General features: G+C 39.5%; 28 protein-coding genes and 1 tRNA gene. 11 read left to right on the top strand and 18 right to left on the bottom strand.

Annotated elements, in window-relative coordinates; all coding sequences use genetic code 11:
- The first annotated feature begins 208 nt into the window (after positions 1–208).
- Positions 209–1174, top strand: a complete 966-nt coding sequence (locus tag HY817_05995; GenBank protein MBI4836777.1) for a fatty acid desaturase — start codon at positions 209–211, stop codon at positions 1172–1174.
- Here HY817_05995 and HY817_05990 read toward each other — a convergent pair.
- The 5 genes from HY817_05990 to HY817_05970 all read right to left on the bottom strand — a co-directional run bounded on the left by HY817_05990 (position 1138) and on the right by HY817_05970 (position 3367).
- A complete protein-coding gene (locus tag HY817_05990; protein ID MBI4836776.1) occupies positions 1138–1569 on the bottom strand; it encodes a hypothetical protein in 432 nt (143 codons plus the stop codon). The genes HY817_05995 and HY817_05990 overlap by 37 nt on opposite strands.
- A gap of 27 nt (positions 1570–1596) precedes the next feature.
- Positions 1597–1881, bottom strand: a complete 285-nt coding sequence (locus tag HY817_05985) for a hypothetical protein (protein MBI4836775.1) — start codon at positions 1879–1881, stop codon at positions 1597–1599.
- A 7-nt stretch (positions 1882–1888) separates the two neighbouring features.
- Complete coding sequence (locus tag HY817_05980) at positions 1889–2290, bottom strand: VOC family protein (protein MBI4836774.1); 402 nt, start codon at positions 2288–2290, stop codon at positions 1889–1891.
- A gap of 260 nt (positions 2291–2550) precedes the next feature.
- Positions 2551–3018: an NUDIX domain-containing protein gene (locus tag HY817_05975; GenBank protein MBI4836773.1), complete on the bottom strand. Its 468-nt coding sequence runs from the start codon at positions 3016–3018 to the stop codon at positions 2551–2553.
- Positions 3019–3277: 259 nt separating this feature from the next.
- A tRNA-Ser gene (locus tag HY817_05970) sits at positions 3278–3367 on the bottom strand.
- A gap of 246 nt (positions 3368–3613) precedes the next feature.
- On the opposite strand from HY817_05970, the gene yjjX reads away from it, so the two are divergent.
- From yjjX to HY817_05955, 3 genes are all read left to right on the top strand, one after another.
- A complete protein-coding gene (gene yjjX / locus HY817_05965; protein MBI4836772.1) occupies positions 3614–4147 on the top strand; it encodes an inosine/xanthosine triphosphatase in 534 nt (177 codons plus the stop codon).
- A gap of 125 nt (positions 4148–4272) precedes the next feature.
- Positions 4273–5964 (top strand): SulP family inorganic anion transporter, encoded by a 1692-nt coding sequence (locus HY817_05960; GenBank protein MBI4836771.1) that lies wholly within the window; start codon positions 4273–4275, stop codon positions 5962–5964.
- A gap of 70 nt (positions 5965–6034) precedes the next feature.
- Positions 6035–6295, top strand: coding sequence for a zinc ribbon domain-containing protein (locus tag HY817_05955; GenBank protein MBI4836770.1), 261 nt, complete (start codon positions 6035–6037; stop codon positions 6293–6295).
- Between the two features lie 42 nt (positions 6296–6337).
- On the opposite strand, the gene HY817_05950 is transcribed toward HY817_05955, so the two are convergent.
- From HY817_05950 to HY817_05935, 4 genes are all read right to left on the bottom strand, one after another.
- The gene (locus HY817_05950; protein ID MBI4836769.1) at positions 6338–6928 is read right to left on the bottom strand and encodes a superoxide dismutase; all 591 of its coding nucleotides are present in this window, start codon (positions 6926–6928) and stop codon (positions 6338–6340) included.
- A 62-nt stretch (positions 6929–6990) separates the two neighbouring features.
- Positions 6991–7509 (bottom strand): hypothetical protein, encoded by a 519-nt coding sequence (locus tag HY817_05945; protein ID MBI4836768.1) that lies wholly within the window; start codon positions 7507–7509, stop codon positions 6991–6993.
- Between the two features lie 62 nt (positions 7510–7571).
- On the bottom strand, positions 7572–8183 hold the full coding sequence (locus tag HY817_05940; protein ID MBI4836767.1) for an RlmE family RNA methyltransferase: 612 nt from the start codon (positions 8181–8183) through the stop codon (positions 7572–7574).
- Between the two features lie 67 nt (positions 8184–8250).
- On the bottom strand, positions 8251–9069 hold the full coding sequence (locus HY817_05935) for a hypothetical protein (protein MBI4836766.1): 819 nt from the start codon (positions 9067–9069) through the stop codon (positions 8251–8253).
- Between the two features lie 100 nt (positions 9070–9169).
- Between HY817_05935 and HY817_05930 the strand changes: the two genes are divergently transcribed.
- From HY817_05930 to HY817_05920, 3 genes are read left to right on the top strand one after another with little or no spacing between them, the layout of a single operon-like run.
- Positions 9170–10150 (top strand): S-layer homology domain-containing protein, encoded by a 981-nt coding sequence (locus HY817_05930; protein MBI4836765.1) that lies wholly within the window; start codon positions 9170–9172, stop codon positions 10148–10150.
- A gap of 12 nt (positions 10151–10162) precedes the next feature.
- Positions 10163–10591 carry a polymer-forming cytoskeletal protein gene (locus tag HY817_05925; protein ID MBI4836764.1) on the top strand — a complete coding sequence of 143 codons (429 nt, stop codon included), beginning with the start codon at positions 10163–10165 and terminating at the stop codon, positions 10589–10591.
- A gap of 8 nt (positions 10592–10599) precedes the next feature.
- Positions 10600–11484 carry a hypothetical protein gene (locus HY817_05920; GenBank protein ID MBI4836763.1) on the top strand — a complete coding sequence of 295 codons (885 nt, stop codon included), beginning with the start codon at positions 10600–10602 and terminating at the stop codon, positions 11482–11484.
- Positions 11485–11498: 14 nt separating this feature from the next.
- Here the strand turns inward: HY817_05920 and HY817_05915 are convergent, their stop codons facing one another.
- Positions 11499–12032: a hypothetical protein gene (locus tag HY817_05915; protein MBI4836762.1), complete on the bottom strand. Its 534-nt coding sequence runs from the start codon at positions 12030–12032 to the stop codon at positions 11499–11501.
- Positions 12033–12152: 120 nt separating this feature from the next.
- Here HY817_05915 and HY817_05910 point away from each other — a divergent pair, with 120 nt between their 5' ends.
- Positions 12153–14351, top strand: a complete 2199-nt coding sequence (locus HY817_05910; GenBank protein MBI4836761.1) for a transglycosylase domain-containing protein — start codon at positions 12153–12155, stop codon at positions 14349–14351.
- A 10-nt stretch (positions 14352–14361) separates the two neighbouring features.
- Here the strand turns inward: HY817_05910 and radA are convergent, their stop codons facing one another.
- Positions 14362–15654: a DNA repair protein RadA gene (gene radA / locus HY817_05905; protein ID MBI4836760.1), complete on the bottom strand. Its 1293-nt coding sequence runs from the start codon at positions 15652–15654 to the stop codon at positions 14362–14364.
- Between the two features lie 93 nt (positions 15655–15747).
- On the opposite strand from radA, the gene HY817_05900 reads away from it, so the two are divergent.
- A complete protein-coding gene (locus HY817_05900) occupies positions 15748–16185 on the top strand; it encodes a lamin tail domain-containing protein (GenBank protein MBI4836759.1) in 438 nt (145 codons plus the stop codon).
- 13 nt (positions 16186–16198) lie between these two features.
- On the opposite strand, the gene HY817_05895 is transcribed toward HY817_05900, so the two are convergent.
- The 3 genes from HY817_05895 to HY817_05885 form a co-directional block, all read right to left on the bottom strand.
- Complete coding sequence (locus HY817_05895; GenBank protein ID MBI4836758.1) at positions 16199–16408, bottom strand: hypothetical protein; 210 nt, start codon at positions 16406–16408, stop codon at positions 16199–16201.
- Between the two features lie 72 nt (positions 16409–16480).
- Positions 16481–17014 (bottom strand): hypothetical protein, encoded by a 534-nt coding sequence (locus tag HY817_05890; protein ID MBI4836757.1) that lies wholly within the window; start codon positions 17012–17014, stop codon positions 16481–16483.
- The gene (locus tag HY817_05885) at positions 16998–18335 is read right to left on the bottom strand and encodes a hypothetical protein (protein MBI4836756.1); all 1338 of its coding nucleotides are present in this window, start codon (positions 18333–18335) and stop codon (positions 16998–17000) included. Before HY817_05885 ends, HY817_05890 begins: the two co-directional genes overlap by 17 nt.
- A 149-nt stretch (positions 18336–18484) precedes the next feature.
- Between HY817_05885 and HY817_05880 the strand changes: the two genes are divergently transcribed.
- Together HY817_05880 and HY817_05875 are read left to right on the top strand one after the other, a co-directional pair.
- Positions 18485–19075 carry a hypothetical protein gene (locus tag HY817_05880; GenBank protein ID MBI4836755.1) on the top strand — a complete coding sequence of 197 codons (591 nt, stop codon included), beginning with the start codon at positions 18485–18487 and terminating at the stop codon, positions 19073–19075.
- 30 nt (positions 19076–19105) lie between these two features.
- Complete coding sequence (locus HY817_05875) at positions 19106–20065, top strand: DUF4115 domain-containing protein (GenBank protein ID MBI4836754.1); 960 nt, start codon at positions 19106–19108, stop codon at positions 20063–20065.
- Here the strand turns inward: HY817_05875 and HY817_05870 are convergent.
- The 4 genes from HY817_05870 to HY817_05855 all read right to left on the bottom strand — a co-directional run bounded on the left by HY817_05870 (position 20043) and on the right by HY817_05855 (position 24795).
- The gene (locus HY817_05870; protein MBI4836753.1) at positions 20043–21713 is read right to left on the bottom strand and encodes a type II/IV secretion system protein; all 1671 of its coding nucleotides are present in this window, start codon (positions 21711–21713) and stop codon (positions 20043–20045) included. The genes HY817_05875 and HY817_05870 overlap by 23 nt on opposite strands.
- A gap of 232 nt (positions 21714–21945) precedes the next feature.
- Positions 21946–23193: an insulinase family protein gene (locus tag HY817_05865; protein MBI4836752.1), complete on the bottom strand. Its 1248-nt coding sequence runs from the start codon at positions 23191–23193 to the stop codon at positions 21946–21948.
- An 86-nt stretch (positions 23194–23279) separates the two neighbouring features.
- Positions 23280–24095: a succinylglutamate desuccinylase/aspartoacylase family protein gene (locus HY817_05860; protein ID MBI4836751.1), complete on the bottom strand. Its 816-nt coding sequence runs from the start codon at positions 24093–24095 to the stop codon at positions 23280–23282.
- Between the two features lie 10 nt (positions 24096–24105).
- On the bottom strand, positions 24106–24795 hold the full coding sequence (locus tag HY817_05855) for a hypothetical protein (GenBank protein MBI4836750.1): 690 nt from the start codon (positions 24793–24795) through the stop codon (positions 24106–24108).
- Between the last annotated feature and the right edge of the window lie 848 nt (positions 24796–25643).

Raw genomic sequence — 25643 nt, 5'->3', positions numbered from 1 at the left:
TTCACCATGGAGTGTCAAAGAAATACCGAAACCTCTATTTGAAACAATTTATCTTTAGATATGAGCATGAACATTCTCACAACCTCTTCAAATTAACTCTCTCAATATTATTTTCTCCAACCTATTGTTTAATTTAACCTAGAGCGTCAGCAAAAAGTTGCAAGAAAAGACACTTTTAGGCACATTGATAAGGTAATTAATGATGTGAGTGAATACAATTGAGCAACAACAAAAAGATTTCACATGGCTTTCACAAGAAGTCAGCAAAATCATTCATAATGCCACCTGGTATCAAGCGCATGGTTGGGAGTTTCTCAAGCTTGGCTTACGTATTACTCTGTTTTGCCTTGGCTTTTTTGTAGTAGCACAAAATTACTGGTTAAGTACTATTATCGGGCTACTGATTATGTCTTATGCCCATGGCGGCATAGCAATCAGTGGTATTCATCAAGCACGACATCAAAGCTTCTGTCAGTCCTATTGGTGTAATCGTATCTTGGGTTATCTATTTTCAGACTTTTGGGTAGGTCAAAGCAATGAATGGTGGCATGAAACTCATGATCTCATTCATCATCCCAATACTAACATTCCCAGTATTGATCCCCCATCTTTTTATTTCCCTTGGATCAATCGCTATGTTTACTTTTTATTCATCCCCTTCTTAGCGGTATTTTGGTTTTATATCAAAAGTGCTATTTACTTATGGGGACGTTGGCAAGAGTTCTTCCTTTTTTTGCTAACCGCTACAGCCGGCTGGGCATTTCATATTGGACTATTTACCAGCATAGTTTCTCTCCCACTAGCTATCCTGTACGCTTATTTATTGCGATCGCTATTTGCTCCTCTATTCATGCATTTAGCAGTATTTAATCATGTTGGCCTAGACACTCCTAAAAAACGGCTGCCATGGCTTTACCATCAATTATTAACCACCAGAAATATCAAGAAAAGTTGGTTTTTGACTGGTTTAGGCGGAAATGCATTCGTCGAGTGTCACACAGAGCACCATCTTTTCCCTAATATTCCCAATCATTTGCTCAACAAAATTAGACCATTGATCAAAAAGTTCGCGGAGGAACACAATTATCCTTATTTTGAAGAAAAGTATTTTGCAGTGCTAGCAGCAGCTATCAGAGATTACGATAAAGTATTTTCCGTTGCCGAAAGGGCCTGAATATCAGTCAAGGTAATCCAAGCTGACATTGCCCCAAAACCTTTTTTATTGATACCGAATGGTTTTACTGACTCAATTTTGCTGAGATACAAAAAGATTACGTAGCGCTTATTGGCTATATGCTCTAAGAAAACTTTCACTTCGACTGGTTCGATGCCCAATTTACTAGCATTGTCTAATACTAGCCGCTCGCGTTCAGATTGAGTAAGATCAGCAAATTGCTTTACCGCCTTCACTGTTGCTCTGGTGCTCACCAATTCTCCTACATTCTTGAAATAGATAGTATCACCTGAGCAAGCCTTGTCCCAAGGAGCTCTTTTCATTTGATACCAACGTGATTCAATAGTTTTCTGGCCACTTAAGATTCGGGCTAAAAATGGTATTCTCTTATTCATAATAGCTAGATGATCCATATGGAATCATTATTCAATCAGGCTACAGTCAGTAAAAACAGGCAATTGCGCGCACAATGGATACAAAATTGCCACAAACTTTTGAGTATAATCAGCAAATCTATGTTTTTGTTCTGCCTGAGCATTCGGAAACTTCATAACATGAATAAAATCTAAGGAATCTAGTAAACTAAATGCCTCATAATAGGTATCAGGTTCATATTGTTTAATCAACTGGACAAACTCTCGAATCGCAGCCGACACAGTACTGTGAGTATCTTCACGAATAGAATATCGCGCTATTTTTACTATCATATAATCATTACTTTTTACTTGACTTCGAAGTGCCGGTAAATACTGTTTTGCTATCGACAAAACTAATCGGATTGCCAAAAGGATCTTTGGCATAGAGCAGAGTTTCTCCCCAAGGCATAGCTTGAACCTTCCCCAACGCAGATGCTCCTGCCTTTTTCAGCAAACCACGCACCTTTGACAAATCCTCCACAGCGAAATAAAGATATTGATTCTCATGCATTTGCCAACCATAGCTTAATTGATCACCATCTCTTGCTGGATCATAGCAAGCCAAAACAGTCCCATCGCAATGAAAATAGTGCCTACCAGGTGACACTCTTTCGCCTGGCGTTTCTAAGACTTGTCCATAGAATTGTGCAGCGACCTCAATATCAGTTACCGGTACTATCACCCGATAAAGTTTCGCCATAGCATAGGTTTAAAAATAGAAAAAATCCCAATGTACATTTATCTACCAGACAATATTGTTAGGAACCTTTGTTGGGCCAATATCGTCTGCATAAAGCAAATTGGAAATCACCCCCTAGCTTAGAAATAAACTAAGACAAAGTAAAGAAAGACTATATGCTATGCAGCATCACTCCACATTACCCAGGTACTTTTATCATGGACAGTCATTCCTCTGTAGCCAAGTATAGAGTTAGCAACAAATAATACTGTTCTAGTTTCTTATCTCGATATGTTGAGCAATAGACTTTTCCAATCTAATGCTGGAAACAAAGTTCGAGCTCCGCTGAGTATCTCGATGATTGCTATCCACTCAGCTTCAAATTCGTATGTGTCTTCTACAATATGAATCATTTGTTGTGCGTACAATTCTTGACGTACGAGATCACCAGAATAAAGGAATATAAGCTCATGTCCACGCCAATCTTCATGGGTAAAAATATTTTCTACGACATCAATAAAGTGGAGATTGTCAATTTCACTGTGGAGCTCTTCTTTGATTTCCCTTCGAATCCCAGCTTCTCCTGTTTCAAAGAAGTTTAAGCTGCCACCTAATAATCGATAGAATACTTGGTTAGTAATTTTGTTAATTCCTCTAGATGCTAGGATTTTCCCATCTTTATGAAATAAACAAAGAGCCTTTACTTTGATTCTTTCTTCCTTTTCTAGCGGTTTTCTAGATGGTTTCATATAGAGAAATTAGAAGTTTAGTCGATCAAGATCGTTTTTTTATCTAAAAGGATTTACTAAAAACCTTAGCAGTAAAGCGACATTACACCCACGATGTTCGTGGCGGAGTGTAGTGGATAAAGTTAGAACCAGCATTGAAAAGCACCATAGATCATTTATAAACCTCACTCAATCTTCGATCTCTGGCATGCCTGCGTGCATTAGCACTTCGGCAGCCTATCAGCGTTGGCCTGCCAACCGAAGCTCGCAGAGCGCAGGTTGGCGGAGAGAGAGGGATTCGAACCCCCGGTACCCTTGCGGGCACAATGGTTTTCAAGACCATCGCGATAGACCACTCTGCCATCTCTCCTGAAGTGACAAGTAAAACACGCGCCGAGTATAGCGAGAAAGATCGGTAAAATAAAGAGGCTGGGATAACAATTACAGATTACGAATTACAAATGAAGGGATAATGAAAAGAACGGGATACCGGAATAGATAGCATTATTCAGAATCCACTCAAAACCAGCTTCTCGATTAAGGTAAACTTGCTAAAGCAATGTAGAATTCAAAACGATAAAAAGGTAACCTTTTTATGTTGCTATTTGATATTATTATGAGAAAAGTCATTATCGCTTCACAAAACCCCGTTAAAGTTAAGGCAGCTGAACTAGGATTTCAAAAGATGTTTCCTGGTGAAGAGTTTTTATTCGAAGGAGTGGCAACGATATCAGGTGTCAGTGATCAACCAAAAAGTGAGGATGAAGCCTTTCAGGGTGCCCGCAATAGAGCCAATAATGCTAGCACGCTTCAGCCTGAAGCAGATTTTTGGGTGGGACAAGAAAGTGGCATTGATACATTTCAGACAGAAATGGTCGCCTTCGGATGGGTAGTAATAAAATCAAGGATAGGTCTTTGGGGAAAAGGTCGCACTGGTACTTTCTTTTTGCCTTCAGCAATAGTGGCATTAATCAAAGAAGGTAAAGATCTGGGACAAGCAGATGACATCGTATTTGGTCGAACTAATTCGCCAAAGCACAATGGTGCAGTTGGCCTACTGACTGGAGACGTGATCGATAGAACTGCTTATTATACAGCAGCAATGATAATGGCATTAATCCCCTTTAAGAATCCTCATTTATATTCCTGATTCCACAGAACAGATAAAAACACTTTATTTTGAGATAAAAAATACTTTTAAATTGATCTTGTGCTCCCCACAAAACAGGAGCATAATCTCGCGCGCTGAAGCACCATTTAATTCTCTTAATCTCTATGATAAGCCATTCTATAGGGCAACGCCTGAAAGATAATTGGGTCTCTGGTTTAACTGTGTCTTTGGTTTCAATACCCCTTTCAGTGTCTTTAGCTATCGCCGGCGGGGCATCGCCTGTGGCCGGTATAGTAACTGCGATCTGGGCTGGTTTAATTGCCTCCCTATTTGGCGGTAGCGACTACAATATTGTAGGCCCAACAGGTGCCCTTTCCGGAATTCTCGCAGCTCATGCCATTGCTCATGGAGCAGAAACATTGCCTATGGTGGCAATTGTCACTGGAGTGATAGTGTTGGTTTCTTATGCGTTGCGTTTAGCAAAATATATTATCTATGTTCCTGCTAATACTATTCATGGCTTCACTTTAGGAGTAGCTTTTACCATTGGTTTTAATCAATTAAACTCTGCCTTAGGCTTAAGCGGATTGCATGTACACGAACGTCTCTTTGATAACGTGGTGGAATCATTCAAGCATATTGGCAATGCCTCTCTCACCACATTTATTACTTTTATTGTCTTCTTGGGGCTAATGTTTTTATTAGTCAAAGTGCGCACCAAATTACCCAAATTACTGCGCCTACCGCCAGCTGTATTACTCAGCCCTATTGGTATCTTGTTAGGATATTTGTCAGTGAATAGCTTAATTCCATTGAAACTTATTACCTTAGGCGAAAAATATAGCGATATGAACGCTACTCTTTTTATTCCTCAGAGCTTTCATTTTGATCAAAGCTTAATCAGCACCAGTATTACTGTAGCTATTGTTGCTATATTAGAGACTATTCTATCAGCAAAGATAGCCGATAATCTCACTAAAACAAAACACAATCGCGATAAAGAAATTCTCGGCCTCGGTCTGGCAAATATTGCTTCCGGTCTTGCTGGTGGTATTCCTGCCACTGCAGCATTGGCTCGCACTGCTCTCAATGTCAAAAGTGGTGCAAATAATAAAATTTCCGGTACTGTGAACGCTATCTGTATAGTAATTATTTCTTTTTTCCTACTTAATTTTTTCAAGTTTATCCCGATGGCAATTATCGCTGCCATATTGGTCAATGTTGCTGTTCGTATGGTTGAAGGTCAGCATTTTGTCAAACTATATCGGCTCGATAAAAAAGGCTTCTGGATTTCAATATTTGTGGCTGTAATCACCTTTTATGTTGATCCTATGATTGGTATCCTCGTAGGTACCGCGCTTTCCTTATTCTTTTTCCTAGACACACTTTCTCGTGGTCAATTTGAAATGGTAGCAAATGATCGCAATCGAAAAATGATCGAAAGTGTATTAGGCGATAAAGTTACTACTATTACTCCCAATACTCATACCCTTGTTTATTCTATCAAAGGACATTTGACTTATGTCGATAGCCAAGCTCATATTGCTCGCTTCGAACATGAGATCAAGGAATATGAAGAAGTAGTGCTTCGACTTCGCGAACTGTATTATTTGGATGTTGATGGCTTAGATGCTTTTGATGAGATTATTGAAACCATTGAGCGTCGGGGTAAAAAAGTTTATCTCACGGGGGTCAATCCATTGATTGAACAGGTTTTATTAGAAAGCAAAAATTACAATCGCTTAAAAGAATCTGGCGTAGTTTTCCCATCAACTACTAAAGCATTACAATTTTTAGGTTTTAAAATAAAGGAACACACCAAGCCCAAAGTGGCAACTCGAGCAGCAAAAGCATAATTATCACGATTTTGGCAATCATGGCAGAGTACTAAAAAATTTAGTACTCTGTTTTTGTTTAAGCATCTTTATGGAAACGAAGTTTCGTTGTCAGAGCTGTGGCATGCCATTGGGAGAAGGTTTTTGGGGAAGTAATGAAGATAATAGTCATAGTCAAGAATATTGTAAGTACTGTTTTCAAAAAGGTGAATTTGTGATTCCCAAAATGACAATAAATGACATGATCAACACTTCAGTTGATCATATGACAAAGGAATTGCATATGAATAAAGAGGAAGCACAAAAATTGGCTCAAGCAACTATACCTAGTCTAAAGAGATGGCGAAAGTAAGCCTTTATTTTCGCCATTGCCGTAGATGTAACAACTATTAAGTTAGAGACTAAAGCCCTTTACCTTTTCCCAAACACGATTGGCCTCCGACCAATTGAGTTGTTTCATGAATGTCTCAATATATGCTTTGCGATCACTACCGTAATCGATCATATAGGCATGTTCATAGGTATCTAAAACAATCACTGGAATAGAGCTCCAAATACCACCTTGATTATGTGCATCACAGATATAGTTGTGTAAACGACCATCATTCATATCCCAAGCGAGAATAACCCAGCCACGAGCCACCAAACCACAGGCTTTAAAATCAGCCAGCCACAGATCAAAAGAGCCAAAATCTTTTTCAATTTGTTGCACTACTGCACCACTTTGCTGACCATCGCCCCCTAGAATAGCAAAGTAAGCTTCATGAAGAATTTTTGCGTCTCGAGCAAAGGATTCTTGCCTTTTCAGTTCACCAAATTCACTGTAAGTGCCATTAGCCGCAGCTCGATCTACTGTTTTTAACTTTTCCTCAATTTCATTTAGTTTATTCACATAACCAACATATAATTTATCATGATGAATCGTTAAAGTATTTTGCGAGATACCATTCAATTCATTGTAAGGTAAGGGAAGAGATTGATACATAAGATGACAAAATTTAAAAAAGCAAATTGCTTCACTAGCATACCATCCCTTATTTTGAATATCTAATTTTTGACTTCCAAATAAGTACCTGGAGCGATACTTTTGGCATTCAGAAAGTCACCAGGAGCCAAATCTCGAATCACCACAAAGTTCACGTAGGTTACCTTGGCAAACCAACTTTCCAAAGGCAAAGTACTAGGATCTTTATCAGTTAGGTAAAAATACAAATAAATAAGATTGGTAGGATTGTTATTTCTTTCAGCAGCAATAAGCTCTTTTGCTTGGGTAGTTACCGTACCGATATCATTTGTTTTTACTCGCACTCTTACCTGTTTAGCAATTCTGCCCTGAATATTGCTGCTCACTTTATCAAAGACCTCATAAGCCTCACCCAATTCGCCCCGAAAGTTGGTAACGCTCGATAATAACTGCTGCTCAGCAGAATTCGTCCCCAGTTGATACAACCCCATCGCCAATAAGATTAATAGAAAAGCCCATTGAAAAGTCTTCCCAGATAAGTGGCTTGAGCTATTACCACTTTTAGGATCAAATTCTTTTTGGCAATGAGGACAAGTCACCATACAACAAAATCTAGATTATCGAATAACAACGTAACAAAAAAAGACTAAAATCTCTACCTAATTTAGCTCTTAGTTTCTAGATTTTTCTTCCTCATACATACTACATATACTTCTCTGCTTCGATCACGCGATGCCTCGGGTTTAACTACTTTCACCAGCTCATACATAGTCTCTAATTCTTTGAGAAAAACAGGAAATTCTCGACCGTCAAAAACTTTCAAAACAACATTGCCACCATTACGTAAAACTGTAGAAGCAATAGCAATAATTGCCCTATTTAATTGAATAGAGCGGCCATGATCAACATCTTTTATCCCTGAAGTATTAGGAGCAATGTCGCTAACAATAATATCGGCAATAGAGAAACTTTTTTTGATCAAGGAGATTAAATCATCTTGCAAAACATCTGCGACATAGGTGACAATATTTGCTCTGCCAAGATTGGCCACTGACTTAATATCAAATCCTACTAATTTCCCTTCTGGACCAACAATGGTGGCGGCATATTGTAAAAAACTACCTGGAGCACAGCCAACATCAACCACATTTTGGCCAGGTTTCAGCAGACGAAAACGTTTTTGTAATTCCTCCAACTTAAAGGCTGAACGGGCACGAAAGCCTTGTTCTTTTGCTCTTCTAAAATAAAAATCTTGAGGATTAAATGCTTTTGACACAAAAAGATGATAGTAAACTTTTTCTTACTACCATCTTATCGTTTTGCTACTGAATTGGCTATAATGACTATGAACCAGGAAATGAAGAAAATGGCCCATACCACCCTTCACGACCGGTAGCTGTCCCCGTTTTTCTAATGTAAATAAAAAACAGCTCTTCATCATTGGTGCTTCTAAAAATATCATAGGTTGTTTGACCATCAGCACTCACCTGACGATTCTTAAACACAGATAAGCCATCCGGTTGGCTCGTTTTATGCTGACCTTGTTTTATTTCCGCCAGATAAGTTTCTAACATGCCACGTTCATCTTCAGCGCTTAATCTGCCACCAGATAGTGAATCACTATTAGCATATTCATCATCACCTTGGTCCGGACTATACAAGTCAGACCCATCTTCACCACCTAACTCTCCTTGAGGTGTTGAGCTAGGGCGGGCTGACGAATTATTGGCAATCGGACTAGCAAAGAGCTGTCCTAATGAACTAGGAAAAACAGAAGATAATGCATTGGGACTGGAAGAGGCTGTATTTGCAGGTACTGTGGGTACTGCAGTAGGTGTCTGTGTAGCTTTGGTGCGCAAATCTTGCACTACTGATTGCAAAGTGTTTACCTGGTCGGTCCATTGGCGCATACTGTCCTGATAGGCCGTCAGTCCATTACGATAACTATCAAGAGCCATTTGTTGAGTATAGAGCATATATCCCATAAAACCGCATGCGCCTAAAATGATTAATACCAATAACCACAAAAAGTAGGCAGGATGTGACTTCTGTACATGTTCTTTATGAATCAAAGAGCTACTTGCTGATACAGGTTCATTAGTTGATTTAGGCATATCATGCTCCTCAAGTGGAGTAGAATTAGGTGACATTGGTGTGTCCATTGGTTTTTTTGTTACTCTTTATATTCTATCACATTCTCATTTCTTAATGCTAGCTTATAGCGAAATGATTTTGCTATACTGCCCCTGCTTACTAATTATTATGTGGTTTATTACTCTGGCCTTTGCTAGTACTCAATTTGTTGATTTGCCACCAATCAATTCTGCTTATCCAGCCGTGCAGTATTTAGTGGAACAAAATGTCATCAAAGGTTACGAAAACAATCAATTCTTGCCAGATCGACAAGTAACTCGAGCTGAAGCATTAAAAATTGCACTCTTGGGGAGTAAGCGACAAATCCCAACAGAAACGTCTGTACTATCATTTACCGACATTCCATCAGAACATTGGGGTAAGCCATTTATTTCCTTTGCTATTAGCGAAAAACTAGTCAGGGGTTATGATGACAATACCTTTCGTCCTGATCAATCTATTTCCCGTGCTGAAGTAGTCAAAGTACTATTCAATGCATTTCAAATTCAAGTACCAGACACTAAGGAGGCTACATTTAGTGACGTTAAGGAAGATCATTGGTTCTTTCCCTATGCCCGCTATTTAGTAGAGCATAGGTTATGGCCGAACAATCTTCCTCTTTTTGAGCCCAATCGAGCCCTTACTAGAGCAGAAATGGCAACACTGACATACTACCTTATGATCCAACAGGTGGCCCAAAAGGCACCACTTATTCCTCTATGGGCATTATTATTGGCACTAATCCTTTGGGGAATAACTGCATATTACAGCCTAAATTTGTGGCACAAATTACTCCCCAAGCACCCACAAAGTAGAGTAATTGGCGCTATTCTGACTGGACCAATCAGCAGTATTATTCAAAGCATTATTGCTTTGATCCCTAAAATAACCATATATGAACACGCCAGTGGCTCAGAAGATAGCCATCTTCACCCAATAAAAGCATTGCTTACGCCACGCAAAATTGGTCTCGAATTATATCAGTATTTAGTAGTTAAGAGTCCAGCACTAGTGAAAACGGCATTCATTTTCTTGATAAACTTCATTCTTGGCCATATCTTGTTAATCAGTTACTACAGTTATTTTTACAAATACTCTTTTATCTTTTAATCCTATTGCAGTATGTTTCAATCAAACGAACGTGAGACACAACAACATGTCACTACTATTGGTAAACAAATGAAAATTACTGGCACCTTAGCTAGTGATAGTAATGTGATATTTGATGGTACCTTGGAAAAAGGCACCATAAAAATCGGCGGTAGTCTCACAGTGGGCATCGGCGCCTTGATTAAAGGCGAAGTAGATACTCAAAAGCTAACAGTAAATGGTACTATTGAAGGAAATGTTAGTGTCAAAGAAGATTTGGAAATTGGCACTTCTGGCAAAATTACTGGTGATATCACAGTTCGAGGTAAATTGATAATTACCAAAGGCGGGATCTTAAATGGTCGCTGTACTATGGGACACGAGTCAAATTCAGACAATGAGGCTCCTGCACCTACTCGCCGACCGCTAGCTCGAGAGAAAAAAGAGTTGGCTTCTGAGTAAAATGTCTCATGCGTTATTACGCCATCCTAAATCCGGTAGCTGGGAAAGGTAAGCTTGCTCAAATCGAAAGCAAATTGAAACTTACTTTCGATCGCCTCGGTATTGAGGGTGAAATGGTAAAGACCATTAGTCCAGGTGATGCTGGTCATTTAGCAAGACTAGGACTAAAAAAAGGCTATTCCCACTTTTTATGTGTCGGCGGAGATGGCACAGTATTTGAAATTATTAACGGCATCTTGGATGCACCGATTACCATCGGCATAGTACCAATAGGAGCGAATAATCTTTTCGCCCAGAGTCTTGGTTGTGATCAATATCCTTGGCAAAATCTGCTAGAGCAATATGCTTCAGTTCCTAGATCGATCGCCGTTGATGTCGGCAAAGTAAATAATTATCTTTTTTTAAGTTCGGCAGGATTAGGTCTTTGTGTCAATAATATTATTGATCTGAGAGATAAACATTCTCAACGAATCAAGAAAAATTCCTGGCTAAAAAACATCACAACTTTTTATAAACCTCAGACGATATACAATACGACTATTATGATTGAAAAAAAATACACAGTGAATGTAGCAGCGTACGACGTAGAAATAGTAAATGCAGGCTACTTTTTTCAGTTGCCACAAAAAATCCTCTTCTCTACGCAGGATCGCTTATTAGATTTAGTTACCATTGATAACAGCTTAAGTCCTCGAGAAGCGAGAAAGCTAAAGCAGAGCAGAATTTTGACTCAGAGTGAAGGTGTCAGCCATATTCCAGGCAAACACTTTGTGATTCAAAAACCCGATCACCTTACGCTTCAGGTTGATGGTGAATTACTTGATGCGGATACACCCTTGATCTTTACTCAAGCCCCATTTCAAATTCGTTTCTTGTTACCGCAAAAATACTGAAAAGGTGCTGTCCTTTAGCTAGGCAGCAAATGTTCTATGGCACACCACTCAGAATCACCTTCTTGGGGAATAATAATTGTTACCGAACTCCCCACCTCGGCTTTATAATAGGTGATGCTCGCCAATAATACTTTATAAAGTTTATTTTCAGCCATAATTTGATATTGGCCATCATTGTAAGTCACAATACCAACAACTTCTCGCCGAGGAATAGGACCAATTTGCTTGTATTTGAATGCCCCATTTTCGGCAATAGTGAGTTTAAGATGATCGCCAGGGATAAGCTTGGACTTACTAGCATAGTTAGCAGGGACTGGATAAATACGCTGATCTTGACCTAACATATTTTGCCCATCAAAGACTCCTTCCACTATTTTCACATTTCCTTCCATACGAGGCTCAGCCAAATCACCAGGAGCTAAAGAAGTACCACTTCCGCCAGTGCCAATATCCTCTAAAGAAGCCAATATTTCCTTGGCAGCAACAATAGCATTTTCTGCTGAACGAAGCATTTCATAGGCACTAACTAGTTTTGATTTTTGCGACATGATATTTATGATTATTTTGTTTCAAAGTAGTATTTACTCTTTTATTATACCCCGTAGTATACATCCCTTACAAACATCTTCATGAAGAAGAAAAATATATTGTGGCCCTACTTCATCCTTATGATTACAGCTTTTGTGGTCAGTGCATTCAGCAATATCAAAAATACTAATACAATTAGCCAGTTAACTATCTACGATCGCCATCATCAAGTATTGGCCCAATGGACTATAGGCAATACCAAGGATCAGCCCCAGTTGGCATCACGAGCACTATCAAGTCTCTTAATCACTGAAGATCAACGTTTTTTTAGTCATAACGGCATAGACATTCTTGCCCTTGCCAGAGCCGTATACGAACGAGTTAGCAACTCTTCTGAAGTCTCTGGTGCTAGTACTATTACTCAACAGACCAGCCGAAGCATACTAGGAATAAATCGCCCACGAACCTTTAAGCACAAAGCTGCAGACATTTTACTGGCTTACTTTTTGCACGCCAATCAAAGCAAACAAAATATCTTAGCCTATTATTTAACCACTACTTCCTATGGAAACCGTATTATTGGCTTAAGTAAAGCAGCTCAACAATACTTTTCCTTAGCACCAACAGATTTAGATTGGCATCAAGCAATTTTACTGGCAGCAATAATCAAGAACCCCAGTGATTTGACAGCTACCAAGATCACCCGGAGGAAACAGCACATTGCTGAACTGCTAGCTAAAAAGAGCCTTATTTCTAATACCGAAAAAGATAGTATCCTCCGCAGCCCCACACCTCAGTTCTCTGAAGAGAATAGTATTATTGCTCCGCACTTTGTTTATTTCGTTTTAAGTAATTTGGAAGAGAAATGGGGACAGGACTTTTGGCACAATAAAAAAGTAGATGTACTTACGACATTAGATAGTAAACTTTATTTCCACAATAAAAGTGCAATTCAAGAAGAGTTAACAAAGTTAACCGAAAAAAACATTCACAATGCCGCTAGTATAGTAATAAATAATAGTAATGGTGAAGTACTTAGCTATGTTGGTAGTCCCAATTACTTCGATCATGACCATGAAGGGAAAGTAGATATGGTTCAAGCTCCGCGCCAACCCGGCTCAGCCCTTAAACCATTTATCTACTTAGCCAGTATCCTTGAAGGATGGGGAGCTGGTACCATCATTTATGATATTCCTAGTCGTTTTTTAACTAGCACTAATACTCCCTATACACCGCTGAATTATGATTTAGAATTCCACGGACCAGTAACTTTACGTCAGGCATTAGCCAACTCTTACAATGTTCCTGCTGTGAAAGCTTTGGAATTCGTTGGTATAAGCAAGGCAAAGAAGCTATTAGAAGCAGTAGGAATCAGTAGTCTAAAAGAATCTGATGATCATTACGGGCTCTCCTTGGCTTTAGGCAGCGGTGAAGTTAGTCTATTTGAATTGGCCAATGCTTATTACACATTGGCCAATCTAGGCAGATACCAAGAACTCCAAACAATGCAACAAGTAATTATCGATGGGCAAGAAGTTTCATTCCCCTCAGATCTCATCAAAACAGGCGCAACAAACAACCAATTAAAAGCGGCAGCCTCACTGATTATTAATGTGCTCAGTGACAATAAAGCTCGCGAACCAGCCTTTGATGAATACAACAACTTAACTTTTGACTTTCCGGTAGCGGCAAAAACTGGCACTAGTCGAAACTTCAACGATAATTGGACAGCAGGCTTTTCTAAACAATATACCGTAGGAGTGTGGAGTGGCAATGCTGACGGTGCTCCAATGCACGGAGTAAGTGGCATTACTGGTGCTGGGTCCATTTTTCAAAGAATTATGCGTGACCTACCTCACACGACTACATCTGCATTTACTTTAGACCCCAGTATTGAGACCCACACCATCTGTATTCCCTCAGGCCAATTGCCCACTAAGTATTGCCAACATACTGTAGAAGAATTATTTGTTCCCCACACGGCACCACAAAGTTTTGACACCTGGTATCAAGCAGATGGTTTACACTTACCAACAGAGTTGAATGCTTGGCAAAAGAAGTTCACTACTACCACCAGTTTGCAAACAGGGATCACTATCGTAAAACCAGCTAATCATGATATTTTCCAGCTTGATCCTGAGATTCCTGATAGCCATGAATCAATTCCTTGTGAAATAATCACCAGTCATATGAGTAGACTGGAAATAACATTAAACAACCAATTGCTTCCAGCTAACTGTCAATTACCTACCCGAGCAGGATCCTACATACTTTCTGTCAGTGGCTACGATCAAAACGGCCAAAAAATAATCAGACAAGTAATGTATCAAGTGGAATAAAGTGCGGCACTTACTTCATCCCAGGAAATTGTTGTAAACTTTGGATAGTTGCCAGATTTAAAGCCCGTTTTTTCGCCTCGTCTGGAAAAGCTTTATCATGAAGCACTATTTTACCATTCAGCTCAATTTCGCCAACAAATACTTGTTGACTAGGTAAAGCTTCCTTTTTATAAGCAGAAACCAAAGCCATAGCCAAAGCAGCATCTAGATGTGGATCGGAAACGGCTAGGCCGCCCTTGAGCTTAACATAAACATCTTGGGTGTTGAATTTGAGATTCAAATGTCTCTGCAATACTGCCAAAATGAGATGTAAACGATTGAGATCAATACCTAAACTGGTACGCCTAGGATAACCAAAGTCTGTTGCTACTACTAAGGCCTGTACTTCACAAACAAACACTCTTTTCCCTTGCTTCACCATGCCCAAAGAACTACCAATATCAAGCTCTCCCTTACTCCAAAAAATACTCCCCGGATCTTTTACATCTTTAAAACCTCGTTCCGTCATTTCTATAACACCAAGAGTATTTACTGCATCATAACGATTTTTCACGGAACGAAGAAAGCGGATAGTAGTATCTCGCTCTCCCTCCAAATAGAAAACTGCATCCACCATATGTTCTAAAGTTTTTGGTCCGGCAATATCGCCTTCTTTGGTAATATGACCAATAATTAGCAGCAAAATATTTTTCTCTTTGGCAATGCGCCGCAGTACATCAATAGCATATTTAATCTGAGCTATCCCCCCAAGCCCACCAGTGCGACGGCTTGAATACAAAGTATGTAAGGAATCGATTACCACAATACTCATATCCCCTTTATTGATACGCTGTAGGTAATCAGCAATTAGATCTACATCAGCAAGCATCAAACAATCTATCTGTTGAGTAATACCTAATCTCTCAGCTCGCAAACGTAATTGCCCCAAGCTCTCTTCTCCTGAGATATAGAGCATTTTCTGATTCGCTCCTAAGTAAAGAGCAAACTGTAGAACTAGAGTTGATTTACCAATACCAGGCTCACCACCCATTAATACCAAGCTACCAGGCAATAATGCCTTACCAATAACACATTCCACTTCCTGCAAGGGAATATGTACCACTGGCTGTAATTGCTGTTCACTTAAATCAATACTTAGCAAAGAAACAGGCTCGACCACAATACTTTGATCAAATGTTGGCGATTCAAAAGTAGACATCGTTTCTACTAAAGAATTCCAGGCTCCGCAGCCTGAGCATCTCCCCTGCCATTTTTTAGTCTGATAATTACACTCTGTACAGACAAAAGCTAAGTTCGTTTTCATAATTCATTGCTACTACTATTGAGATATTCTCATTCCCACACTTTGTCAAAACAAACATTTCATATTGATTCCTATTATGATCCGGAAAAATCTATGAAATTATTATTGATAATCGGTGCCTTAGTGGGCACAATAGGAACATTGAGCACCATTTACTACACTTCTTCACCACCTACTACTTGTGCTGACTTACCAGCTATTGTTGAACCAGAAATTGGTAGTGTGTATATCACAAGTATTCTTCCCAATGCTATTGGCAATGATAAGGATAGTGAGTGGATCAAAATCACTAATAAGCAAAATACTAGTATCAATTTAAAAGATTATCAGCTGCAAATAGCTGAACAAATTTATGAACTTCCTGACTTTACTATTTATGGTCAAAACACCAAGACACTCCCCACTAAGGATTTAGGATTATCTCTACCCAATAGTCCAAACACAATCAAGCTCTTGCTGATCACAGGAAAAGTCATTGACACATTGAACTATCCGAAACCCCATGGAGGACAAATATTCTTCCACCCCTAACTGCTCCCTTCGCTTACTTAGTACTAGGGAGCTTGTTTAAGAGACCATATTTCTTAAGCTTGCGGGTATTGAATTCCAAAGCATTTATTAGCCATTTGGTTTTTCCTTCCACAGCGATGCGTGTCTGCAACTTAGCATGAGACTTCAAAGCATTCTCAGGCTTTTTATTGCTCTTTGGTCCACTCCGAGTGATTTTATAAAAAGTGATTGGCTTGCGAGACATAACAAAAACAAAAGCGAGGGAAATGTACGGGAAAGGCGAAATGAAGTCAATATAATCCTGAATTCAGCAGTATTAGAACATCTTTTCTATTCGCTCCCACCAGGTATCTTGATGGAATTCATCTATGACGACAAATTCTCTTAAAATGACTTCTAAGGCAGCCTGCTCTTCTGATTGGAAACTAATACTTATTCTTGCCCGAGGATTGTTGAGCAAAGAAAAAACAAGATAATGTCCCTTATGATCGACTGAGAACCAGGCACTCTTGATCAATGAAAAAGAATAAAATTCTTCAGCAATATAAATCCCCTTACTGCTAATCACCACCTCTACTTTGGGAGCCTGTTCTTGAGAATATAAAAAAATGATTCCAGCCAGGAGAGAAATTAACACTGCCATAGTCCAAGCTTGAGTCAGTAAAGCATAAAACAATAATAAAACTGCCACGATAGCACCATAGAAGTACCAAGAGGCACCAGCCAATAACCAAGTTCTCTCTTGACCTTCCCAGGCAAACAAGCCCTCTTCTTGGTGCTCTGCAGCTTCATTAGTTACATTCACCTCCTCGGTTTCAGGAGAGAGCGATGTGTTATTTTCGTCGATCATAAAGGAAAGTATGAGAGGAAGTTACTAGACTCTTCGCCGGTTCTTTACGGCGAAATAATAAGGCGAAACTGACACAGAGCATTCCCACTAGGACCAGTATAACAGTAATCATCATTTTGGGCTCAAACATATTCGGTTTCTGCACTAAAGATGCTTGGCTACTATTGTTGTTTGACGACACTTCGACCTGCTGACCAACTGGATCAACAGCCAAAGCAGCAGGCTCAGCAGATATTGATGATGGCAAAGACACACCCACTGAAGACACATTTCCTCCAGCTGTCTTTGCTTGCTTAATAATTGCTGTTTCCTTGCTCGCAGTATCTCCTATTACCAGCATTGTATGCTGTTTGCGGATAGTGTCGGTTTTATTGGTAACTACCAATTCTAGAATAATTTCATGACCAGAAATGAAATCAGAAGGGATAGTGAGACTTGTTTCCGCTTCATACAGATCATTCACCACTAATGGATGGTTAGCGACACGCCAGAAGTAATTAGCTTCAGGATCAATGAAAGATGACTTTAAAGGAACTTTTTCGCCTACGCGAACAGTGACAGGAGCATCAATAAATAGCAATGCCGGTACAATTTGAGGAGTGGAGATTGCTATAGGTGAGGTAGGCGCGGAAGGTATTGGTGGCGCTACTGTAGTCAGAGGAACAATGCTCTCCGGTAAAACATGGACTACAACCTCATCACCTGCCTCATTCTTACCATCATTTACTGTTAGCTGAAAACGCAGTTCGCTAGCTTCACTAACATGTGGCGCAATGAAAGTCGTTTGTGCATGAGTAGGAGAAAAGTGCACCTCAGGACCAGACAGTTGTTGCCAAAAGAAAGTTAGGGCTATGCTGTCCTGATCACTTGAGCTGGAACCATTCAATGTCACTATTTGATTACTGCTAACAGACTGGTCAATCCCTGCATGGGCCAAAGGCTTCTTTTCTAATTGTTCCTGGACCATCACAGTTACTATTTGTTCACTAGTAGCGACACCATCACTTACTGCTAACAGAAAATCCAATTGCGTCAAAGTAGCTACATCCGGGGCAGTAAAAATAAGGGTATCGGTGTTAATACCTCGTAGCCGCTCCAAGGCAGGTCCTGTGGTCTGCTCCCAATGAAAAGCTAGAGATTGTCCATCCCCATCACTCGCAGAAGCTCTAATATGCACCCTTTCCCCACTATAAACATGTTTTTCCCCAATGGGACTAATCTGAGGCAATTGATTAGCCAATACTGTGGGAACAAAAGCTAATAGTTGAATAGTCACGATGATCGCACAAAAGCTATATAACCACCTTCTGGGGAATGTCATTGTATTTTGGTGTTCTTAATATTCTATCACGCAGCACGATAATAAGGCTAGTATGTATTACCCTGATCTTACCTGCTAGTCTCTTGAGCAATATTCAAATTGTACTTTTCCTGTGCTCACAGTAGAATATTTTTACCTAATTTCTCTTGATGGTACTAAAAAAAATCGCATTGCTTGGCATCCTGCTACTGCCATTAAGTGGTTGTGGTAAAAGTAATACTTTACCTGTGAATCAGGCGATTGCTTGGCAAGGTACAATTATTGAAAATCCATCTCGGTTGACCAACCAAGCCCCTTTTCTTTTAGTAAATACTGATAATGAAACTTTACTTGCATACATTCAAAGTAGTGAAGTGGCCCTAGCTGATCTGATTGACCAAGAAGGAACAATTACGGGAAAGTTAGAAAACAACAACAGTGATGGTGTCCCCCAAATTACAGTAGCCGCATTTACCCCATCGGCAGCTTTGTCACTTGAAGATATCCTTTTTAGTACCATAAGGAGAGAGAATAAAAAGGCCCCGTGGCACAAAAATTGGTCAAAGGAAAGTGCCATGATTGTCTTACAAAGCGACACTAGTAACGGCAGTGCTCAAGTTCAAATAACCAATCACGATCAGACTTTTATTGTGAAGTTAGTCAGGAACCAAGAAAGTTGGCATATTGCTGATATCGAAAGCAAAGGGTATAGTGCGCTTGAAAGTCCTTCCACCACTGCTTCTGGAGCAACTGTACGCTAATTGGAGAGATTTGACTTAGTATGTCCCCCTATGAATTTAGATTCTCAATTTATTGGCGATTATTTACACACTAGAAGAACGCAGTTCGGTATTACTTTGGCTGAGATTGAAAGGGATACTGGTATTCGACCAGAATATATTAATGCCTTGGAGCAAAGAGATTTTGACCGGTTACCTGCTGATATTTATTTGTTACCAATAGTCAAGAGTTATGCTCGTTACCTTGGGGCCAATGAAAGAAGCGTGGTACAACAACTTAAAACTGAAAAAGAGTACTTCTCAAAGCATCATTCATTAATTGCATCGGAAGAAAAACAAATTCTATCTCATGCCCACCCAGTTACAGGCAAGAGAATGTTCTTGGGTTTAGCCGCAGCTACCCTCGGTTTGGTAGTATTTTATATTACTCAACAATTTTTCAATGTTTCATCTCCTCCCAATTTAATCATATTTGAACCAGCCAATGGAGTGAGTATCAACAATCCCAACATTTTGGTGAAAGGAAGAACTAGTAATGGTAGCAAGATTGAATTAAACGGCAAAACTGTCAGTACTGATGGTGAAGGCAATTTTAATGTACCGATCAACTTAAATAATGGTGAAAATCATATTGCTATTGTAGCCACCAGTAATAATGGTCAGAAAATTGGTGAAAGTCTCTTAGTATACGCAACCTTACCTGATACCACTGCCGTATTACCAGATCATTTAGCTAAAGATAGCTTAACCATGGAAATCACAGCTCATGATACAACCTGGATTAGTATCAAAGCAGATGGTGAAAGTTTACAAAAAACACTAAAAGCTGGTGACAAAGAAGCAATTAACGGCAAAGATATTGATTTAATTGCCGGCAATGCCGGCGGTATTGCTGTTGCTTTGAATGGCGGTAATCCTATTTTATTGGGCGAAAAGGGCCAAGTAATACGAAAACATTTCAGCTGGAACGATCTCAATATTGGTTACCTTACTTCTCCAAATCTGAAGTAACTCGTAGTATTTCCGATAAAGTTGTTATCCCCTGAATTACCCGCAAGGCACCATCTTCACGCAAGGTAAGCATTTTTTGGGTAGTTCTAATATAATTGAAGATATCACCTGATAATTTTGTTTCCAAAATCATTTTTTCTATAGGAGTATCTACAGTAAAGATTTCAAAGATGCCTAATTGGCCATGAAATCCTGTATAGCTGCACTTTTCACAGCCCTTGCCATGAACAAATTGTTCCGGTCGATCAATGACTATCCCCTGCACTTTTTCAATATCTTTAATTAAATCTTCTAGTAATTTTAGTTCTTCAGCGCTGTAAGTAATTGCTTCACGACAGAAATTACAGATTCTGCGCACCAAACGCTGGGCCACGACAGTATCTAATGCCGGAGCCAAAACAAATGGTGCCAATCCCATATTAATAAGACGTGGAATAGTACCCACAGCATCATTAGTATGGAGGGTAGAAAGCACAATATGACCGGTAAGAGATGCCTGACAGGCTATCTCGGCAGTTTCATGATCACGAATTTCTCCTACCATGATCGCATTAGGATCTTGACGTAAAATTGCTCGCAAACCAGCGGCAAAGTCATACTCTAATTCCAGATTAATTTGGCTTTGGACCAAACCATCAACATAATATTCAACCGGATCTTCTAAGGTGATAATTTTCTTTTCTGGGGTGTTAATTAAATGCAATAAAGCATAGAGAGTAGTAGTCTTACCACTACCAGTAGGTCCTGTCGCTAAAATAAGTCCGTTTGGGCGATTAATTGCTGCTTGCACCAAACGTAAAGCATTTCCAGTCAAACCAAGATCAGTAAGCTCTAAGGCCTGCGGTTTATTAGCAAGTAAACGCATCACCAAAGTTTCGCCAAACATCGTCGGTAAACTAGATAGACGAACATCTACCTTCTCATGATTAACATAAAAACTGAAACGGCCATCCTGTGGCCTATTATTAATATTCAGCTTCACATGGGCCATATGCTTGAATTGATTCACCATTTGTAGAGCTTGAGTACTCATCACCGAAAAAACATCTTGTAAGACACCGTCAATGCGAAATCGCACCTTGGTGGTATTTTCGTAAGGCTCAATATGAATATCGGAAGCGCCAGCACGCATAGCACCAACTAGCAACGCATTGACGCTTTCTTCTCCTGAGTAGTTAGCAATGCGATCTTTTAAAGCTGCTAAGTTTTGAATTTCTTGAAGCATATTGCCCAGATCCTGCTCATCATAGATATTTTCTGTAACCTTTTTTTGCTTAAAAAACTCCACCTGATATGCCTTGATTGCTTCCAATATACTAGCCTCAGAAGCAATGTTAAGATTCAGGGCATACCCTTGAGCTTTAAGTTTTTCAAGTAATTCTTTTGTTCTCGGGTAATCGAAATCTACAAGAGCAACCCGTAACTTTTTGCCTACTCGAAAAAATGGTATCAATTTACCATCGCGACATTCTTGTTCACTAAGCAGGTAAAGCAGATCTACATTGATAGGCAGTTTGGCAACGTCGACATAAGAAACTCCAAGCTTTTTGGCGGCCTCAATTGCCTCTTTTTCGTTATAAGCACGGTTCACTTCCTGCAGCTTTTGTTCCAGCGGTTTTTGCGCGTTTCTATCGTTTGGTAGAGGCATGGGTAGAATTCGAAATTCTGAATTAGGAATTGGGAATATCAATATATTATATAGAAATACTTGGCTTTATTCTATAGAAAGCAGAAAGAATTCTGAATTCTGAGTGCTGAATGCTGAATTGAAGTACGGGACTGTGCCCCCTTCAGTCCAGCTTAAAAAAGATATACATCATGGCTTATGCAAGAACCTTCATCCCAATGTCCATTCTGAATTCAGCATTCTGCATTCAGAATTAAAACTCTATATCCTTATCTTCAAAAGGACCAATGAGAGCTAAAGAAAGATTTTCTGGTTTCAGCAAATCTTGGGAAACTCTTTGAATATCTTCGGCAGTCACACTGTCAATCAATGTTTTTTGTTCATCAAGAGTGAAGAAGCGATTATAAAACAGCTGTTGATGAGCGAGCATATTGGCAACATTCTCAGAATCTTCCAAGCCCATAACCATTTTCCCTTTAATATAGGATTTTGCTTTATGAAGTTCTGCCTCATTTACTTTTTCTTCACTTATCAAGGCAAATTCTTTCTCTACAGCTCTTAATGCTTGGTTTACCCGAAGTAAATCAACTCCAGCAAAAGCAGCAAAGTTTCCAGTGTCCGCATAATCATCGCTGCTGGCAGCTATGTAATAACATAATCCTTGTCTTTCTCTCACGGAGAGAAACAATCTTGAGCTCATGCCGCCACCCAAAATGGTACGCAGCACACGCAAGGCAAACCGATCTTTATGATAACGATCATATGCTTGTGTCCCCAACCAAAAGTGCGCTTGTTCAGTTTTCCGATGAATAATTAACTTTCGATTGGCTTTGTGAGATTTAAATGCTTCGGGCTGTGGTACTGGACCATCATTGGTAAAGCTAAAATATCTCTGTACCAATGTTACGACTTGAGCATGCTCAATTGAGCCAGTAACAACCACAACAATATTTTGAGGTACATATGTTCTAGAGCGATAATTCATAATCTCCTCACGACTCACCCGTTTGATCACATCCTTAGGACCAGCAATATTCCAGCCCAGAGGTTGATCGCCAAACAATTGTTCTTCAAAACTTTCGGCCACTTTGGATCGAGGATCATCTTCATACATATTAATCTCTTCCAAAATTACCCCACGCTCCCGCTCAATTTCTTCTTCCTTGAAAGTAGCGTGAAGCAACATGTCGGAAATAACATCACAAGCTAAGCCAACATGTTCTTTAGCAGCACGAACATAATAGCCAGTATAATCTTTGCCCGTAAAAGCATTGAATTCCCCCCCCACCCCATCTACTGCTTCTGAGACAGCTCGAGTATCCGGATACTTTTTTGCTCCCTTAAAGAAAAGATGTTCCAAAAAATGTGACACGCCATTGATATCTCTAGTCTCAAAACGAGAGCCAGTTCCTACCAAAACTAACACAGTAGCTACTTCAGTTTGGGGCAGATGCCCACTAATGATACGCAAACCATTAGGCAAATTTGTACATTGATACATAAGTATAAAGTAAAAAACAAAACCGTGAGTAATGTAGCAGAGAAAACAGCTAGGGGAAATTGCACATTATCAATAACACCTAAGAATTAAACAGCTTTTTTTACCAAGATGAAAGCTTCATCACCAATCTTATCTCGGTTACGAGCGAAGAGAACTTTTTCATTTTGAAAGGCATTTACTGCTTCATTGCCATCATAGCCAATAGTTTGCCCAGGCTTAACATCCTCGAAATCAGTAAATTCCTTGGTTAAACGAAAACTATTCGTCTTTGTGTGATAAAGATAATAGGCATCCCAAACCTGCTGTAATGAATTAACAGTGAGTTTTCTATCAATTAGCCCTAAAGCAGCTAAAAAACTACGTGCAGTTTCATAACCAATCTCATTGGTAGCAACATCAGCCAAATAACCACACTCGACACATAGCCCCACTTTACCATTGTTATTCATAAATCCATCCGTCCCACCAGGTTCAATCACAGCAAAACCATAGCATCGCATCAAGTGTGGAAAGTGCTGAGCAATTAGCGCCCCATTACTTTCACAAATAATGAAAGGAAGGCTCCCTGGAGTAAAGCTGGCATGAATATCTAATAGATAATCGGCGGCTTGCAAATAGGGAAGAATCTCTCGTGACCTTTGATACTCATATGATTGCCGCATAGTTATAGATAAGTCTTGATCAGGAACAAACATTCTATTGAGATTTTGTTCTACAAACCTAACATTCTGTTTAATAGCCATAGGATTACCATACATGAGCGTCAACTGGCCTTTATTAATAGTAAGATTTTGCAACTGGTCCAAAACCTTTACCCCACAAGTTTCATTCCCATGGACGCCACCCAGGATCACTACCTTTGGTCCTATTTGAGAAGATTGAATAATAATTGGTTCATTCATAGAGAAAAAGTTAAATACCGCCCGCTAACAATATGCGCTGGTCAAACGTGCGCCGATCCAAGGTATTATCCATATAATTAAATACCTCGGTATCACCCATTTGAGTGCTTAGACGGTACTGAGGAGAAGAACGAGTAGTGCGCAAAATCTTATTACGAACACCTTGTCGCACCAAGGATTGACGGATACTGGCATACATAGCGGTAGCTAATCCTTGTCTACGAAATTCATTTATCACCCCACTTTCTGCCCAATAATACATAGTAGTAGAAAAAAGCCCTTGAGCTTTCAAGGAAGCTTCTAATTCTAGTAATTTGGCAGGAAATAAATCTAACTTATCATTCATTCCAGACAAACTATCCACCCAGCCCCACTGAAATCCCACTACTCTTTCTGCCGAATCTAGGGCTAAACGTAATTGATATCTGCGTAACAATAAAGATTCAAGCATGCGTACAATATCACCATCAGCATAATATTCTTGTAATTTCACTTCACAACAAAAACCATTAGCAATACTAGGGGCAGAAAAGGCATACTTTCTGCCACAACGTGAACATTTATATCCTTCACACCAAATTTCATCACCAAAAACAGCTTTGTAGATAGGTACTATCTTAGGAAACCAAGAGCGCAATTCCTGCCCAGGGCGAGGTTCTATAATAGAAATACCTGGTTTAACAGTTGAATCAGTTTTCATAAAAGTTTTTAAATTTAAAAAAGCCCCTAATCACTTGAGATAGGAGGCCAATAAAACACACTTAAAAATCAGCGACCTTCTCAATGGCGCTGGTGACGATGATTATAGAAACTTTGTAAAAAGTTCTTATTTTGTTCGCAGATAGAATTCTTTAGAGCCTGCTGCTGCTTCATATCTAAGCTTATCAACCCCAACCTTATAATAGAAACCTCTTTTTTTCAAATATTTGCTTATCGTTCCCCAAACGATATGAGCTCTTGGCAAAAGAGGCCGAAATGATGTAAAATACCTTGATAACTCAAAGATTTCGCTTTTTACCATCATTCATTTATGATTATCGGACAAGAACTTCTCCGCTCCCAGAAGCAAGAAAAAAGAAAGGCTCGACATTTCAAAATATTAGGAACCATCAGTTTAAGTCTAGCTATTTTGATTTGGAATATTCCATTTCTTAGCACTATTGCCGCAGGTAATGCTACTTCTTTTTTACTTAGCATTGAAGGCAAATCAGACACCATTACCTTGGAAGCGAATAAAGCATTCTCAATCACTGTACGCGCCTTAGACAACAGCATTGCTACTGCAGATACATATGCCGGAACAATAAACTTCACTGCTAGCGACCCTCAAGCTCGCTTGCCATCTCCTTACACCTTCACTCCTGCGGATCGTGGTCAAAAAGTATTTAGCTTGGGCGCAACACTTGTGAGCGCAGGGCAACATACCATCACCGTAAAAGATGCTGCCAACGTAGCTCTACAAGGTGAGATTTCCGTAACTGTTACAGCAGGAACTGTAAATCAACCACAGAATACAAATACCACAGCAGCAAAACCTACTATTATTAC

Source organism: Candidatus Abawacabacteria bacterium, from assembly GCA_016207805.1.
In the GTDB taxonomy this organism is placed as follows: Bacteria; Patescibacteriota; Gracilibacteria; order RBG-16-42-10; family RBG-16-42-10; genus JACQZO01.
The sequence above is the reverse complement of the archived record's forward strand: the minus strand, read 5'-3'. Positions and strand labels throughout refer to the sequence as shown.

Coding starts and splice junctions, on each gene's coding strand:
- HY817_05990 (MBI4836776.1), bottom strand. CDS start 1,569: ATGAATAAGAGAATACCATTTTTAGCCCGAATCTTAAGTGGCCAGAAA.
- HY817_05985 (MBI4836775.1), bottom strand. CDS start 1,881: ATGATAGTAAAAATAGCGCGATATTCTATTCGTGAAGATACTCACAGT.
- HY817_05980 (MBI4836774.1), bottom strand. CDS start 2,290: ATGGCGAAACTTTATCGGGTGATAGTACCGGTAACTGATATTGAGGTC.
- HY817_05975 (MBI4836773.1), bottom strand. CDS start 3,018: ATGAAACCATCTAGAAAACCGCTAGAAAAGGAAGAAAGAATCAAAGTA.
- yjjX (MBI4836772.1), top strand. CDS start 3,614: ATGAGAAAAGTCATTATCGCTTCACAAAACCCCGTTAAAGTTAAGGCA.
- HY817_05960 (MBI4836771.1), top strand. CDS start 4,273: ATGATAAGCCATTCTATAGGGCAACGCCTGAAAGATAATTGGGTCTCT.
- HY817_05955 (MBI4836770.1), top strand. CDS start 6,035: ATGGAAACGAAGTTTCGTTGTCAGAGCTGTGGCATGCCATTGGGAGAA.
- HY817_05950 (MBI4836769.1), bottom strand. CDS start 6,928: ATGTATCAATCTCTTCCCTTACCTTACAATGAATTGAATGGTATCTCG.
- HY817_05945 (MBI4836768.1), bottom strand. CDS start 7,509: ATGGTGACTTGTCCTCATTGCCAAAAAGAATTTGATCCTAAAAGTGGT.
- HY817_05935 (MBI4836766.1), bottom strand. CDS start 9,069: ATGGACACACCAATGTCACCTAATTCTACTCCACTTGAGGAGCATGAT.
- HY817_05930 (MBI4836765.1), top strand. CDS start 9,170: ATGTGGTTTATTACTCTGGCCTTTGCTAGTACTCAATTTGTTGATTTG.
- HY817_05925 (MBI4836764.1), top strand. CDS start 10,163: ATGTTTCAATCAAACGAACGTGAGACACAACAACATGTCACTACTATT.
- HY817_05920 (MBI4836763.1), top strand. CDS start 10,600: ATGCGTTATTACGCCATCCTAAATCCGGTAGCTGGGAAAGGTAAGCTT.
- HY817_05915 (MBI4836762.1), bottom strand. CDS start 12,032: ATGTCGCAAAAATCAAAACTAGTTAGTGCCTATGAAATGCTTCGTTCA.
- HY817_05910 (MBI4836761.1), top strand. CDS start 12,153: ATGATTACAGCTTTTGTGGTCAGTGCATTCAGCAATATCAAAAATACT.
- radA (MBI4836760.1), bottom strand. CDS start 15,654: ATGAAAACGAACTTAGCTTTTGTCTGTACAGAGTGTAATTATCAGACT.
- HY817_05900 (MBI4836759.1), top strand. CDS start 15,748: ATGAAATTATTATTGATAATCGGTGCCTTAGTGGGCACAATAGGAACA.
- HY817_05895 (MBI4836758.1), bottom strand. CDS start 16,408: ATGTCTCGCAAGCCAATCACTTTTTATAAAATCACTCGGAGTGGACCA.
- HY817_05890 (MBI4836757.1), bottom strand. CDS start 17,014: ATGATCGACGAAAATAACACATCGCTCTCTCCTGAAACCGAGGAGGTG.
- HY817_05885 (MBI4836756.1), bottom strand. CDS start 18,335: ATGACATTCCCCAGAAGGTGGTTATATAGCTTTTGTGCGATCATCGTG.
- HY817_05880 (MBI4836755.1), top strand. CDS start 18,485: ATGGTACTAAAAAAAATCGCATTGCTTGGCATCCTGCTACTGCCATTA.
- HY817_05875 (MBI4836754.1), top strand. CDS start 19,106: ATGAATTTAGATTCTCAATTTATTGGCGATTATTTACACACTAGAAGA.
- HY817_05870 (MBI4836753.1), bottom strand. CDS start 21,713: ATGCCTCTACCAAACGATAGAAACGCGCAAAAACCGCTGGAACAAAAG.
- HY817_05865 (MBI4836752.1), bottom strand. CDS start 23,193: ATGTATCAATGTACAAATTTGCCTAATGGTTTGCGTATCATTAGTGGG.
- HY817_05860 (MBI4836751.1), bottom strand. CDS start 24,095: ATGAATGAACCAATTATTATTCAATCTTCTCAAATAGGACCAAAGGTA.
- HY817_05855 (MBI4836750.1), bottom strand. CDS start 24,795: ATGAAAACTGATTCAACTGTTAAACCAGGTATTTCTATTATAGAACCT.